Below are 15,172 nucleotides of genomic sequence, written 5' to 3'. Positions count from 1 at the left end.
TTGCCCCGCTTTAGCGGATTCGGCACGAATGCTCAAGTCACCTTGGCGACATGCCGAATTGCCCGAATCCCGCTAGAATCAAAAAATGCACTCAACCCATTCGCATAAATCCTTTCCTTTCAGGTACTTGCTCCTGGCGTCCTTGCTGGTTTGCGCGTCGCCGCTTGTGCTTGCCGCCAAGCCGGTGACGAAAAAGCCGGTGGCGGCCCCTGAAAGCGAGCATCCGACGCTGTCGCAGCCGACCGAGCTTTCCGGTGGTGATTACGATCCTGCCAACCCGCCGGATCGTTTGCGCGTGCTCGTCGCACTCGGGCCGTCGACGTATTTTTTCGCCAACGGCAGGCCGCACGGCGTCGAGTTCGCCATGCTTAGCGAGCTGGAGAAATACCTCAATCGCACTCGGCCCAAGGGGCGTGCGCCGCTACGCATTCAGTACGTGCCGGTCGATGCCGGCGCGCTGCTGCCCAAGCTGCGTGACGGCGAGGGTGATCTGGCCGCCGGGCTGATTCCGGTGATCGCCGGTGCAGGGCATCTGGCCGAGTTCACCGTGCCCTACCTGAACGAGCGCTGGTGTCTGGTGCAGAATCGCAGCAAGCCGCCCCTGACCAAGGTCGAGGACCTTGGCGAGCGGGCGGTGACGATTCCGGCGGCGAGCTACGGCCGACGGGTGATGGCGGGCGAGCTGGCCTCGGTCAAGGTGGTCGAGCCGCCACTGGGGACGTCGACCGAGCAGCTCTTTGCGCAGATTCAGCGCGGGGGCGATACCGCGACAGTGGCCAGCGACTATGTGCTCGGCTTGTGGAGTCAGCGCTATCCGGCGCTGAAGTCGCAGTCCTGTGCTGCCGCCAGCGTGCCGGTGGCGTGGGCGGTGGCGCCGGAGCATCCGCAGCTATTGTCGGTGCTCAATCGCTTCATCGCCTCGACCGGCGGCAAGTTGGCAAGCAAGGCGGCGGGCGACACGCGGCGATTTCTGCCCAAGGATGCACGGGCCGATGCGCCCGATGAAATGAGCTCGACCGACAAGCTCGGTTTTTTTGCGCCGATGCTGCAGCTCGTTGCCGCCGCCAATAATCTCGACTGGCTGCTGCTGGCGGCGATCGGCCAGCGCGAGACCAAGCTGCAACCGATGACCCGCAAGGGCGGTGGGCCGACCGGGCTGATGCAGGTCAATCCGAACACCGCGCGCAAGATGGGCGTGAGCAATCCGCATGATACCGAGCAGAATGTGACCGCCGCAGCGCGCTATCTGACGTATCTGCGCCGCTTGTTTTCCGATCGCGGCATTACCCCGACCGATCAGCTCTATTTCATGATTGCGTCGTATAACGCCGGGGAAGGGCGGGTGCAGCAGTTGCGGAAAAAAGCCAAGGCACAGGGGTTGGATCCCAATGTCTGGCGCGGCAACGTCGAAGAGGTGGCCCGGCGTACGGTCGGCCAGCATCTGCTCGACTACGTGTCGTCGGTGAATCGCTACTATCTGGCCTACCAGGCTGCCGATCGCAGTGCCGACAAGCGCGAAGCGAGCAAACCCGCCAGGTAGGACGTCAGACTTGCAGGGCTTGCAGCAACTCGGTTTCCAGTTGCCGCGCATGGCGCTCGTCACCGAGACGCGGGCCCGAGATCAGGAAGTTGTCTTCGGCGCGCTCGCCCAGGGTCATGATCTTGGCGCTCTGGATGTCGATACGGTTGTCGGCCAGCACCCGGGCAATCGTCGACAGCAGGCCGGGGCGGTCGCCGGCGGCGATCGACAGTACGTGATACTTGCCGCGCTCGTCGGCGCGAATCAAGACGTGCGGCTGTACCGGGAAGTGTTTGAGCTGGCGCGAGATCCGGGCCGTGACCGGAGGCGGCAGCGGCCCGGCCTTGATCAATTGGGCGGCCAGTTCGTATTCGACGAAGCCGATCAGGTCGCGGTAGTTGTCGTTACGGTTTTCCGGAATGAATACGTAAAAACTGTCGAGCGCGTAGCCGTGGTGCGTGGTGTGCACATGTGCGTCGAAGATGTTGTAGCCGGCTCGCTCAAAGAAACTGCAGATACGCGCAAACAGATCCGAGGTATCGCGGGTGTAGACGAACACCTGCAGCCCCTCGCCGGACTCCGAGAGCCGGGCGCGCACGATCGGCGTATCGCTGTTGATTTTGCTGAAGAGCTGGCGTGTATGCCAGGCGATTTCACGCGCTTCGTGGCGCAGAAAATAAACGGTGTCGAGCTCGTTCCAGAAGGCCGTGTGTGCGTCGTCGCGCAGCCCGTACAGCCGCAGCTGGCTCAGGGCGTCTTCCTGGCGCTCTTCCAGCCAGCTCGATGCCGGCAGATTTTCGCTGGCGAGTTGCCGCTGTGTGCCCTTGAACAGGTCTTCCAGTAGCTTGGCTTTCCACGCGTTCCAGACCTTGGGGCTGGTGCCGCGGATGTCGGCGACGGTCAGCAGGTAGAGCGCGTTCAGTCGCCGTTGGGTGCCCACAAGTTGGGCGAATCTGGCGGTGACTTCAGGGTCGTAAACGTCTTGCTTCTGTGCGACGTGCGACATCGTCAGGTGATGCTCGACCAGCCAGGCGATCAGCTCCCGATCCTCGGTGCGCAGCGGGTGCTGTTCGGCAAAATCGGCGGCGATGGCGGTGCCGATCTTGGAGTGATCGCCGCCGCGCCCCTTGCCGATGTCGTGAAACAGTGCCGCGAGGTAGAGTACTTCCGGGTGCTCGAAGCCCTCGATCAGTTTTGAGCACAGCGGGTATTCATGCGTGAACGCCGGTTGCGCAAAGCGGCGCATGTTCCGCAGCACCATCAGCGTGTGCTCGTCGACGGTGTAAACGTGGAACAGGTCGTGCTGCATTCGGCCGACCAGCTCGCCGAATTTCGGAATATAGCGGCCGAGCACGCCGTACTGGTTCATCCGCCGCAGTACGCGGGTCAGGCCGCGCGGTTCGCGAAAGAGCTGAATGAACAGTTCCTGATTGTGCGGGTCGGCGCGAAAATCGTCGTCAATCAGCGCGCGGGCGTGCCACAGCGCGCGCAGCGTTTCCGGGGCGATATCGGTGACGTCGCGTTGCTGCTCGAACTGCAGGAAGATTTCCAGAATCGCCGACGGTGTGCGCTCGAATACGTCCGGCGCGGTGATTTCCAGTGTGTTGCCGCGCAACTGGAAACGCTCGTTCAGCGGTATGGCCTGGGTGCCGATCTGCGAAAAAATCCGCGCGCGCAGTGCCTGTACCAGTAACGGTGTGAGCTGGGTGATGATGCGCGCGGCCAGGTAATAACGCGCCATCAGTTGCTCGCTGCCACGCAGTTTGCCGTCGTCCTCATAGCCAAACAGCTCGGCCAGCCGGTTCTGGTGATCGAAAAGGATGCGATCCTCGCGCCGGCGGGCCAGCCAATGCAACTGGATGCGGATCGTGCGCAGTACGCGCTCGGCCCGACGCAGTTTCTGGCCTTCCTCGCGCGTGAGCATGCCCAGCGCCGCCAGTGCACGCCAGTCGCGACCGAGGCCGAGGCTGGCGGCGATCCAGCCGATCAGGTGCAGATCGCGCAGGCCGCCCGGCGCTTCCTTCAGGTTGGGTTCGAGCTTGTAGGTGGCGTTCTGGAAGCGGCCGTAGCGCGCCTGTTGCTCGAGCAGCTTGGCTTCGAAGAATTCCTTCGGATCGATGTAGCGGTAGACCGTATCGCGGAACTCGGCAAAGCGCGCCTCGTCGCCGACCAGTAGGCGCGACTCCAGTAGTGCGGTTTGAACGGTGATGTCTTTCTCGGCTTCGGCGAGGCAGTCGGCGACGGTGCGGACCGAATGGCCCACTTCAAGGCCGATATCCCATAGCTCGCCGACGAAGACTTCGAGCTTTTCCAGTAGTGCCGCGCTCAACTGATCGGGTAGCAGGATCAGTAGGTCGATGTCCGAGTGCGGATACAGCTCGCCACGGCCGTAGCCGCCCACTGCAAGCAGCAACACTTCGCGGCCGAACTGATGGCGTCCCCATAGCTCGGATAGGGTAGCGTCGGTCTGCTTGGCCAGCGCGCGCAGCAGCGGCGCGGCGCGGCGCGGCGCGGCGAAACGGGCTTTGATGGCCGCCTTGGCAGCGGCGTAATCGTCACGAATCGCATTGACCGAGCGCATGGGGAGCCTTTGGTTAGCCGAGCAGGTAATGATCGGGGCGTGCGGGCGTCCCGGCCGAGAGGGTCAGGACTTCGTAACCGGTCTCGGTGACCAGGAGGGTGTGCTCCCACTGGGCCGAGAGGCTGCGATCCTTGGTCACGATAGTCCAGCCATCGGGCATCGCCCGCAGTTCGCGTTTGCCGGCATTGATCATCGGCTCGATGGTGAAGATCATCCCCGGTACGAATTCGTCGCCGGTACCGGCCTTGCCGTAATGCAGCACTTGCGGTTCTTCGTGAAACACCTGGCCAATGCCGTGACCGCAAAATTCGCGAACCACCGAGAAACCGGCTTTTTCGGCGTAAGGCTGAATGGCCGCGCCGATATCGCCGAAATGGCCGCCGGGTTTGACCTGGTCGATCCCGATCCACATGCAGTCGTAAGTGACCTGCACCAGTCGTTTGGCGTGCGGCGGCACCTTGTCGCCGACCAGGAAGGTACGGCTGGTGTCGCCGTGGTAGCCATCCTTGATGACGGTGATGTCGAGATTGACGATGTCGCCGTTCTTCAGCGGCTTATCGTTTGGAATGCCGTGGCAGATCACGTTGTTGATCGAGGTGCAGATCGACTTCGGGTACGGGGTGTAGCCTGGCGGGCAGTAATTGAGCGGTGCGGCAATCGTGCCCTGCACGTCGCGCATATAGTCGGCGCATAACTTGTCGAGCGCTTCGGTGGTGACGCCGGGGACGATATGCGGCGTGATGTAGTCGAGCACCTCGCTGGCGAGGCGACCGGCGATGCGCATTTTTGCGATGTCTTCGCTGGTTTTGATGGTGATCGTCATGCTGGATCCTGTGTGGGGATGCCTGAAATGGCAAAGAGAGGCGTGCGCCTCTCTTTGTGTCGCGTGCGGTCTGCGACGGCGCTGAATGCTTACATTCTATCGCCGCGGTGATTCCGGTAGCACGATATTCACTTCGAGTACTTCCATGTCGTCGCGTTTGTCGAGCTGAACCTTGATGTCGTCCGGATTGACCGATACATACTTGGAAATGACTTCCATCAGCTCTTTTTGCAGCTGTGGCAGGTAGTCGGGCGTGGCGCGGTCACCGGCGCGTTCGTGCGCCAGAATGATTTGCAACCGCTCGCGGGCGACCGAGGCGGTTTTTTTCTTTTCGCCGAAAAAATAACTCAGGATAGACATTCATTAACCTCCAAAGAGCCGCTTCCAGAACGGCTGCTTCGGTGCATCGATAAACCGCAACGGCTTTTGCTCGCCGAGGAAGCGGGCGACCACGTCCTTATAGGCTTCGGAGACATCCGAGCCATTGAGGTGGATGGCGGGCGAACCGGAGTTCGACGCCTGCAGTACGCTTTCGGACTCCGGAATCACGCCGATCAGCGAAATCCGCAGCAAGTGCTGCACATCGTCGAGTGAGAGCATTTCACCCGAGTCAACGCGCTTGGGGCTGTAGCGGGTGATCAATAGGTGGGTTTTGACCGAGCCGCCTTCTTCGGCCTTCTTCGACTTGGCGTCGAGAATGCCGATGATGCGATCGGAGTCGCGCACCGAGCTGACTTCCGGGTTGGTAACGACAATGGCTTCATCGGCGAAATACAGCGCCAGAAAAGCGCCGGTTTCAATGCCGGCCGGGCTGTCGCAGATCACGTAATCGAAGCCTTCGTGCTCAAGCTCCTTGAGCACCTTTTCGACACCTTCTTTCGAAAGGGCTTCTTTGTCGCGGGTTTGCGATGCCGGCAAGATGTACAGGTTGTCGCAATTCTTGTCTTTGATCAGGGCCTGATTCAGTGAGGCTTCGCCTTGAACCACGTTGACGAAGTCATACACCACGCGGCGCTCGCAGCCCATGATCAGGTCGAGGTTGCGCAGGCCCACGTCGAAGTCGATAACGGCGGTTTTGAAGCCACGCAGCGCGAGCCCGGTGGCGAAGCTGGCGCTGGTGGTCGTCTTGCCTACGCCTCCCTTGCCGGAGGTGACGACGATGATCTTAGCCACGTTGCAAAATTCCTTGTAAGTGCTTGCTATGCATTATTGGGTTAGACGAGGCCGCTCAGGGCCTCGATCACGAGTTTGTCTTCGTTCAGCCGAACCTGTGCCGCGCCTGACTTGATATTGGCCGGCAGTGCTTCGTCCAGTGTCCGATAAACACCGGCGATCGATACGAGTTCGGCCTCAAGGCAGGTGGTAAAAATGCGGGCGCCGGCGTCGCCACGCGCGCCGGCAATCGCCCGGCCACGCAGTGGTGCATAAACATGGATGCTGCCATCGGCAATGACTTCGGCACCGTTCGATACCTGAGCCAGCACGACAAGATCGCCCCCGCGGGCGTAAACCTGCTGGCCGGCGCGAACCGGCTTGGTGACGATCATCGCCGGGATGCGCTCGGCAACGACCGGTTTCGGTGTAGGCAGCTGGGTGACGGCGTCGCTGTCGATAACGATCAGCCCTGCATCGCGGGCGGCGGCAAGTTGGGCATCGTTGCCGCCTTGCGCCGCGACCAGGCCCAGTCCGAATCCGGCGAGTTGCGCGGTGAGCTGCTGCAGCCGGGTTGCATCCGGGATTTCCGGTAGGCTGGAAAAATCAATGCTGAGATGACTGTCACGCAGCATGTGGTCGCCGTCGCCGAGCTTGTCGCGCAGCGCTGCTTCGATGTGTTCGGCATCGAGCGTTGCGGGAACGAAGCTGACCAGCTGCACGCTGGTACTCTTGAATTCAAAGGCCGAGGCCGAATCGAGGGAACCGCTGGGCATGGGTGTTCTAAATTGCGGACAAATGAAGCGTCGAGTGTACCGGTTCGATCTTGACGATGAAAGCTGTTGTTGCGCGTAAGCGCTTGCGCCCCGAGTGCTGCTGTGGGCGGGATCACAGCTGACGCAATGCGCTTGTTTCTGTGGTTGAGAGGGCTAGAAGACCCGTCGCTTCAAACCGCTGTGATGCAGGATGGAGCTGGCCAGCTCCTCGATCGAGAGCGAGGTGGTATTGAGGAAGGGGATTTTTGCCTGGCGCATCAGGCTTTCGGCCTCGGTGACTTCGCGCCGGCAAATATCGATCGATGCGTAATGGCTGCCGGGTTTGCGTTCCTCGCGGATCTGCGAGAGGCGTTCGGGCTGGATAGTCAGACCAAACACTTTGCTCCGGTGTGAGTGAAGTACGCGGGGCAGTTTGTGGTCGGCAAAGTCTTCCGGCGTCAGCGGGTAGTTGGCGGCCTTGATGCCGTATTGCAGCGCCAGATAAAGGCAGGTTGGTGTTTTACCGGCGCGCGAGACGCCGACGAGAATGACGTCGGCATCGGCGAGATTGCGCGATACCCCGCCGTCGTCATGGCTCATCGAGTAATTCACTGCGTCAATGCGGTTTTTGTATTCCTCGAAATTGGCAATGCCGTGCACCTTGCCGGCCGTGTGCGACGACACCACGCCGAGTTCTTCCTCAAGCGGCTTGATGAAAGTCGCGAAAATGTCCACGGTCAGCGCTTCCTCGATATAGAAGCACTGGCGCAGATCCTCGTCGATCAGCGTCGAGAAAATGACCGGGCGGCAACCGTCCATGCGTGCTTGTTCGCGAATGAGCTCGATGGCTTCGTGTGCCTTGTCGACGCTATCGATGTACGGCAGCGTGATACGGCGGAAGTTGACGTCTTCGAACTGGCTGATCAGGCTGTGGCCCAGCATTTCTGCGGTGATGCCGGTTCGGCCGGAAACGAAGAACGCGGTACGGGGCATGACAACTCCGGGGTGGCCGATCGGCCTCAGTAGGTGCGCCGGGTCAGGCCGGTGCGGTGCATGATGGTGGTGGCAAGCTCTTCAATGGAGCGCGTCGTCGAGGCGAGATAGGGAACACCGACGTGGCGCATTAGCGCTTCGGCTTCGCCGACTTCGAACTGGCAATTGTCGAGTGCTGCGTACTTGCTGTTCGGTTTGCGCTCTTCGCGGATCTGCGACAGCCGTACCGGATCGATCGTCAGCCCGAACAGCTTGTTGCGGTACGGTAGCAGCAGTTTGGGTAATGTATGTTGACCAAAGTCTTCCGGCGTCAGCGGATAGTTGGCGGCCTTGATGCCGTATTGCAGTGCCAGATAGAGGCAAGTAGGCGTTTTGGCGGCGCGGGAAACCCCGATCAGAATGATGTCCGCCTCGTTCAGATCACGTGGCATCACGCCGTCGTCATGGTTGAGTGCGAAATTCACTGCATCGATGCGAGTCTTGTATTCCTCGAAATTGGCGATGCCGTGGGTTTTGCCTACCGTGTGTGAAGATTCACGACCAAGCTCTTTTTCCAGTGGGCCGATGAAGATTTCGAAGAAATCCAGCGTCAGTGCTTCATCAACATGGATGATGGCGCGGAGCGCATCGTTAACCACCGTGGAAAAAACCAGCGGACGACAGCCGTCGATTTCGGCCTGATGACGGATTTTTGCCGTTGCTTCGTGCGCTTTTTCGGGGGTATCAATATAGGGCAGCGAAATCCGGCGGAAGTTGACGTCCTCGAACTGGGTAATCAGGCTGTGGCCGAGCATCTCCGCGGTGATACCGGTTCGGTCGGATACAAAGAAGGCAGTGCGAGGCATCGGGGCTCCGTGCGCGCGAGGCTGGGCAATGATTGGGTTCTGGCGAGCATATACGCTCGCTCTCGTAACCGCCAATTCCGGGATAGCATGTAAAGGATTATCCCGACTAGCCGGAAAGGGCGGGGTGCCTAGAATGGCAGTAACCGTTTTCGCAGTGCAACATTTTTCATCCCATACACACCTATTTCTAGGATCTGAGGCCGCTGATGACCGCATATCTCAACGATCGCAACGTGATCGACTTCGTCCACCTGCGCATGACCGATGTCGAGTATGTCGGCGGCAAGAATGCGTCGCTGGGCGAGATGATTTCCCAGTTGGCCGAAAAAGGCGTGCGCGTACCGGGCGGCTTTGCCACCACGGCGCATGCCTATCGCGTGTTCCTGGCGCACAACGGGCTGGCCGATCGCATTGATGCCGCTGTGTCGGCGCTTGATGTGGACGATGTGAAGGCGCTGGCCATCGTGGGCAAGCAGGTTCGCGACTGGATCATCGAAACGCCGTTCCCGACCGAGCTCGAAGCCGAGATCCGCGAGCACTACAACCTGCTGGGTGAAGGTGTGACCGTGGCAGTGCGTTCGTCGGCAACGGCGGAAGACTTGCCGGACGCGTCATTTGCTGGCCAGCAGGAAACCTATCTGAACATCGTCGGCGTCGAGAACGTGCTCGACGCGATGAAGCATGTGTTCGCCTCGCTCTACAACGATCGCGCCATCGCCTATCGCGTGCACAAGGGCTTCGACCACAAGCTCGTGGCACTGTCGGCCGGCATCCAGCGCATGGTGCGTTCGGACAAGGGCGCAGCCGGGGTGCTGTTCACGATTGATACCGAAAGCGGCTTTGAAGATGTGGTGTTCGTGACCGCATCGTACGGCCTTGGCGAAACCGTGGTGCAGGGCGCGGTGAACCCGGATGAATTCTATGTGCACAAGCCAACCCTGAAGGCTGGCCGTCCGGCGATCGTGCGCAAGCACCTCGGCGGCAAGGCGCTGAAGATGGAGTTCGATCTCGAAGCCGCCGCCGGGAAATCGGTGAAAACGGTCGATGTGGATGTGGCCGATCGCCGCAAATTCTCGATCAGCGACGAAGAGGTCGAGGAACTCGCCCGCTATGCATTGATCATCGAGCAGCATTACGGCCGCCCGATGGATATCGAGTGGGGGCGTGACGGCATCGACGGCAAGCTTTACATCCTGCAGGCGCGCCCGGAAACGGTGAAGTCGCAGGAGGCCACGGCCGACAAGATGTCGAAATTCCGCATGCTGGAACGCAGCACGGTGGTGACCAGCGGTCGCGCCATCGGCCAGAAGATCGGTCAGGGCACGGTGCGGGTGATTCGCGATGTCTCCGAAATGGATCTGGTTCAGCCGGGTGACGTACTCGTGTCCGACATGACCGATCCCGATTGGGAGCCGGTGATGAAGCGCGCTTCGGCGATTGTCACCAATCGTGGTGGCCGTACCTGCCACGCGGCGATCATTGCCCGCGAGCTCGGCGTACCGGCGGTTGTCGGTTGCGGCGATGCCACGCGCATGCTCAAGACCGGTGATGTAGTCACCGTGTCGTGTGCCGATGGCGACACCGGCAACGTGTACGAAGGGCTGTTGAAGTTCGAGAAGCTCGACATCGCAATGACCAAGATGCCGCCGTCGCCGGTCAAGCTGATGATGAACGTCGGCAACCCGGAGCTGGCATTCGAATTCGCGCAACTGCCGAACGAAGGTGTCGGTTTGGCGCGGCTTGAATTCATCATCAACCGCATGATCGGTGTGCACCCGAAGGCGCTGCTGGCCTACCCGAACCTGCCGGCGGAGCTGAAGGAGCAGGTCGAGGAGCGCATGGCGGGTTATCGCAGCGCGGTCGATTTCTACGTCGACAAGCTCGCCGAGGGTATTGCCACGCTGGGGGCCGCGTTCTGGCCGAAAAAGGTGATCGTGCGCCTGTCCGACTTCAAGTCGAACGAGTACGCCAACCTGATCGGCGGCCCGCTGTACGAGCCGCACGAAGAAAACCCGATGCTGGGTTTCCGTGGTGCGGCGCGTTACGTCGACAAGGGCTTCCGCGACTGCTTCGAACTTGAGTGCCGCGCGGTCAAAAAAGTGCGCGATGTGATGGGCTTGGTCAACATCGAGGTGATGATCCCCTTCGTGCGTACCCTGAGTGAGGCGGAGTGCGTGGTTGATCTGCTGGAGCGCAATGGCCTGAAGCGCGGCGACAACGGCTTGCGTCTGATCATGATGTGCGAAATTCCGGCCAATGCGGTGCTGGCCGAGCGTTTCCTGCAGTACTTCGACGGTTTCTCGATCGGCTCGAACGACATGACCCAGCTCACGCTCGGCATCGACCGCGATTCGGGCGGCCCGGTGTCGGCATCGTTCGACGAGCGCAACGATGCGGTCAAGGCGATGCTGAGCATGGCGATCAAGGCCTGCCGCAAACTCGACAAATACGTCGGCATTTGTGGTCAGGGCCCGTCGGATCACCCGGACTTCGCGCAATGGCTGGTCGAAGAGGGGATCGAAACGGTATCCTTGAACCCGGACACTGTGATGGAAACCTGGTTGTTCCTGGCTGGTCAGAAAGCGCACTGATCGCGCACTGATCGGTAAGGAAAAGAACGGGTCACCACGGTGGCCCGTTTTCTATTTCTCAACGCCCAATACAAAGGAATAACGATGTCGCCGACTCGCGCCGATTTTGACCAGTACATGGTACCCAACTACGCTCCCGCCGCCTTTGTGCCGGTTCGAGGGCTGGGCAGCCGAGTCTGGGATCAGGCCGGCCGGGAGTTCGTCGATTTCGCCGGCGGCATCGCGGTGAACTCACTCGGCCACTGCCACCCGGCTGCGGTGGCCGCGCTGACCGAACAGGCAAACAAGCTCTGGCATGTGTCGAACGTATTCACCAACGAGCCGGCGCTGGCGCTGGCCGAGAAACTCGTCGGCGCGACCTTTGCCGATCGGGTGTTTTTCTGCAATTCGGGTGCCGAGGCCAACGAGGCAGCGCTGAAGCTGGCCCGCCGCGTCGCCATCGACCGGTTCGGCCCGCAAAAGCACAAGGTATTGTCGGCGGTGAATTCGTTTCACGGCCGTACCTTCTTTACCGTGTCGGTCGGTGGTCAGCCCAAGTATTCGGATGGTTTCGGTCCGCGCCCGGAAGGGATTGCACATTTCGAGTACAACAATCTCGCCAGTGTCGAAGCGCTGATCGACGATGAGACCGCCTGCGTGATCATCGAGCCGATTCTGGGCGAGAGCGGCGTGCTGCCGGCGACGCGTGAGTTCCTGCAGGGGCTGCGCGCGCTGTGTGACAAGCACAACGCCTTGCTGGTCTTCGACGAGGTGCAGACCGGCATGGGTCGTACCGGCCATCTGTTCGCGTATCAGTACTTCGGCGTGACGCCGGACATCCTTTCCAGCGCCAAAAGTCTCGGTGGCGGCTTCCCGATCGGCGCGATGCTGGCGACCGAGGCCATTGCCAGTCATCTGACCGTCGGCACGCATGGCACCACCTACGGCGGCAATCCGCTGGCGTGTGCGGTGGCCGGCGCGGTGTTCGACGTGATCAACGATCCGGCGACGCTTGCCGGCGTTGCCGAGAAGCGTGCGCGCATTGTCGCCGGGCTCGAGGAGATCAATGCCGAACTCGGCGTGTTCGGTACGATCCGTGGTCTCGGCCTGCTGATTGGCGCGGCGCTCAAGCCCGAGTACGAAGGTCGTGCCAAGGATGTGCTGAGTGCGGCCACGGCCGAGGGTTTGATGGTGTTGATGGCCGGGCCGAATGTGATCCGTTTCGCGCCGTCGCTGGTGATCGATGATGCCGATATCGATGAAGGTCTGGCACGTTTTGCGCGTGCGCTGAGGGCATTCAAGGGCTAGTCTCGAATCCGGCTTAGCTAAAAACCGCCCGCTTGCAGGGCGGTTTTCTTTTGCGCGCGAGATATGTGGCGACAGCCATTGCGGCTTTACCGAATGGCCGCGGCGTGGGGCGGCGCATACAGTGAAATCGGGAGGTGTACCCGATGAGAGTCCGTTTGCTGAACCGCGCCGATCTGGATGCCGTGGTCCGTCTGGCCGGGAGTGCCGGTGTGGGCGTCACCACCTTGCAGCCCGATCCGGAGCGCCTGGCCGAACGTATCGCGATGAGCGAGCGCACCGTGGCCGACGAGGGCGGGTCGACCGATGCCGGTTACTTCTTCGCGCTTGAAGACGAGACCAGTGGCACGCTGGCGGGTATCGCCGCGATCGAGGCGGCCGTCGGCCTTGCCGACCCCTGGTACAACTATCGCGTCGGCCTGTCGGTGCACGCGTCGCGCGAACTGGATATCTACAAACAACTGCCGACCTTGTTCCTGACTTCGGACATGACCGGCTCGTCCGAGCTGTGTTCGCTGTTTTTGCATCCGGACTGGCGCCGCGACGGTAACGGCGCGCTGTTATCGAAAAGCCGCTTTCTGTTCATCGCCGAATTCCCCGAACGTTTCGCCGAGCGGGTGATCGCCGAGATGCGCGGCGTTTCCGATGCCGATGGCCGTTCGCCGTTCTGGGAAAGCCTGGGGCGGCATTTCTTCACCATGGATTTCGCCCGCGCCGATTTCCTTTCCTACATCGGCAGCAAGTCGTTCATCGCCGAGCTGATGCCGCGTTACCCGATCTACACGGCGCTGCTGTCGCAGGAGGCGCAGGACGCGATCGCCGACGTCCATCCGGCCACCAAGCCGGCGCGGGTGCTGCTCGAGGATGAAGGGTTTCGCTATCAGGGCTACATCGATATCTTCGACGCCGGGCCGACACTGGAATGCTCGCGCACCGATATCCGCGCGGTGCGCCAAAGCGGTGGTTTCCAGGCGCTGGCGATCAGCGGCGCGCCCAAGGGCGGTGTGCCGTGGCTGGTGTCCAATCGCCGGCTCGATGGCTTTCGTGCCGCGCTGGCGATCACCCGGCCGCTGGAAGACGCGTTGCCGTTGCCGCAAGCCGTACTCGACGCGCTGGAGATCGCCGATGGCGATCCGGTGCGTGCCGTCCCTCTTTCGAGCAAGGAGTAGTCATGTTGTTGATCAACGGGGCCTGGCGGCCCGGTAGTGGCGATGAATTCAGCTCGGTCAATCCGGTGAGTGGCGACACGGTCTGGCATGGCCGTGCGGCCAATGCCACCGAAGTCGACGCCGCCGTGGCGGCTGCGCGTTCGGCGTTCGTGACTTGGCGCGATCTTGATGTCGAAGACCGGATCGCGGTGGTTCGCGTCTTTGCCGATGTGCTGCGCGACGCGCAGGCCGAGCTGGCCGCGCTGATCGGCCGCGAGACCGGCAAGCCGCGCTGGGAAGCGCTGACCGAGGTCACGACCATGGTCAACAAGGTCGACATTTCGCTGCGTGCGCATGCCGAGCGCACCGGCGAGCACGAAAGCCAGCAGGGCGACGCGCAGGCGGTGCTGCGGCACCGGCCGCATGGGGTGCTGGCGGTATTCGGGCCGTACAACTTCCCCGGCCACCTGCCCAACGGCCATATCGTGCCGGCGCTGATTGCCGGCAACGCCATCGTGTTCAAGCCGTCCGAACTGGCGCCGATGGTCGCGCAAAAAACCGTTGAGCTGTGGCTGGCTGCAGGCCTGCCGGCCGGCGTGATCAACCTGCTGCAGGGCGGGCGCGATACCGGCATGGCGCTGGCGGCGCACGACGATGTCGACGGCTTGCTGTTCACCGGCAGCGCCGCGACCGGCTATGCGCTGCACCGGCAGTTCGCCGGCCGACCCGAAAAGATTCTTGCGCTGGAAATGGGCGGCAACAATCCGCTCATCGTCGACGAGCTTGCCGATGTGCCGGCGGCCTTGCACCACATCGTCCAGTCGGCCTTCGCCTCGGCGGGGCAGCGCTGCACCTGCGCCCGGCGTTTGCTGGTGCCGCAGGGTGAATGGGGCGATGCACTGATCACCCGGCTGACCGAGGTGACGCGCTCGATTCGTGTCGGCGCGTGGGATGCCGAGCCGGCGCCGTTCATGGGCGCGGTGATCTCGAACGCCGCGGCGAACTCGCTGCTGGCGGTGCAGGATCAGTTGATTGCGCTCGGCGCCAAACCCATTCTGCCGCTGCGACGTCTGCAGCCCGATACCGCCTTGCTGTCGCCGGCACTGCTCGACGTCAGCGGCGTTGCCGAGCTGCCGGACGAGGAGCATTTCGGCCCCATGTTGCAGATCCAGCGATATCGCAGCTTCGACGAGGCGATACAGCTGGCGAACCGCACCCGCTATGGCTTGGCCGCCGGGCTGTTGTCCGACTCGGCCGAGCGCTACCAACAGTTCTGGCGCCAGGTGCGCGCCGGTATCGTCAACTGGAACAAGCCCTTGACCGGGGCGTCGAGCGCGGCGCCGTTCGGCGGCATCGGCGCATCGGGCAATCACCGTCCCAGCGCCTACTACGCCGCGGACTACTGCGCCTATCCGGTAGCGTCGCTGGAGGCGCCGACCTTGGCGTTGCCGGCGCAACTGCCGCCCGGGCTTGCCTTGTAG

General features: G+C 61.9%; 12 protein-coding genes. 5 read left to right on the top strand and 7 right to left on the bottom strand.

The window, feature by feature from the left end; all coding sequences use genetic code 11:
- Positions 1-199 precede the first annotated feature (199 nt).
- Complete coding sequence (locus JLC71_RS05810) at positions 200-1,540, top strand: MltF family protein (RefSeq protein WP_200917811.1); 1,341 nt, start codon at positions 200-202, stop codon at positions 1,538-1,540.
- A 4-nt stretch (positions 1,541-1,544) separates the two neighbouring features.
- Here JLC71_RS05810 and JLC71_RS05805 read toward each other — a convergent pair whose 3' ends face one another.
- The 7 genes from JLC71_RS05805 to ppsR (JLC71_RS05775) form a co-directional block, all read right to left on the bottom strand.
- Positions 1,545-4,100, bottom strand: a complete 2,556-nt coding sequence (locus tag JLC71_RS05805) for a [protein-PII] uridylyltransferase (protein WP_200917810.1) — start codon at positions 4,098-4,100, stop codon at positions 1,545-1,547.
- A 13-nt stretch (positions 4,101-4,113) separates the two neighbouring features.
- Positions 4,114-4,923, bottom strand: a complete 810-nt coding sequence (gene map, locus JLC71_RS05800; protein WP_200917809.1) for a type I methionyl aminopeptidase — start codon at positions 4,921-4,923, stop codon at positions 4,114-4,116.
- Between the two features lie 96 nt (positions 4,924-5,019).
- On the bottom strand, positions 5,020-5,283 hold the full coding sequence (minE, locus tag JLC71_RS05795) for a cell division topological specificity factor MinE (RefSeq protein WP_200917808.1): 264 nt from the start codon (positions 5,281-5,283) through the stop codon (positions 5,020-5,022).
- 3 nt (positions 5,284-5,286) lie between these two features.
- Positions 5,287-6,096, bottom strand: a complete 810-nt coding sequence (minD, locus tag JLC71_RS05790) for a septum site-determining protein MinD (protein WP_200917807.1) — start codon at positions 6,094-6,096, stop codon at positions 5,287-5,289.
- A gap of 41 nt (positions 6,097-6,137) precedes the next feature.
- Entirely contained in the window at positions 6,138-6,851 is a 714-nt protein-coding gene (minC, locus tag JLC71_RS05785; protein WP_200917806.1) for a septum site-determining protein MinC, read from the bottom strand.
- A 153-nt stretch (positions 6,852-7,004) separates the two neighbouring features.
- A complete protein-coding gene (gene ppsR / locus JLC71_RS05780) occupies positions 7,005-7,823 on the bottom strand; it encodes a posphoenolpyruvate synthetase regulatory kinase/phosphorylase PpsR (protein ID WP_200917805.1) in 819 nt (272 codons plus the stop codon).
- A 26-nt stretch (positions 7,824-7,849) separates the two neighbouring features.
- Entirely contained in the window at positions 7,850-8,668 is an 819-nt protein-coding gene (gene ppsR, locus JLC71_RS05775; RefSeq protein ID WP_200917804.1) for a posphoenolpyruvate synthetase regulatory kinase/phosphorylase PpsR, read from the bottom strand.
- Between the two features lie 206 nt (positions 8,669-8,874).
- Between ppsR (JLC71_RS05775) and ppsA the strand changes: the two genes are divergently transcribed.
- The 4 genes from ppsA to astD all read left to right on the top strand — a co-directional run bounded on the left by ppsA (position 8,875) and on the right by astD (position 15,172).
- Positions 8,875-11,259 (top strand): phosphoenolpyruvate synthase, encoded by a 2,385-nt coding sequence (gene ppsA / locus JLC71_RS05770; protein ID WP_200917803.1) that lies wholly within the window; start codon positions 8,875-8,877, stop codon positions 11,257-11,259.
- 84 nt (positions 11,260-11,343) lie between these two features.
- The gene (locus tag JLC71_RS05765) at positions 11,344-12,546 is read left to right on the top strand and encodes an aspartate aminotransferase family protein (RefSeq protein WP_200917802.1); all 1,203 of its coding nucleotides are present in this window, start codon (positions 11,344-11,346) and stop codon (positions 12,544-12,546) included.
- Between the two features lie 143 nt (positions 12,547-12,689).
- Positions 12,690-13,712, top strand: coding sequence for an arginine N-succinyltransferase (gene astA / locus JLC71_RS05760; RefSeq protein WP_200917801.1), 1,023 nt, complete (start codon positions 12,690-12,692; stop codon positions 13,710-13,712).
- 2 nt (positions 13,713-13,714) lie between these two features.
- Entirely contained in the window at positions 13,715-15,172 is a 1,458-nt protein-coding gene (astD, locus tag JLC71_RS05755) for a succinylglutamate-semialdehyde dehydrogenase (RefSeq protein WP_200917800.1), read from the top strand.

It is taken from the genome of Jeongeupia sp. HS-3 (genome assembly GCF_015140455.1).
Lineage (GTDB): Bacteria > Pseudomonadota > Gammaproteobacteria > Burkholderiales > Chitinibacteraceae > Jeongeupia.
This window is presented reverse-complemented; position numbering and strand designations above follow the sequence as displayed.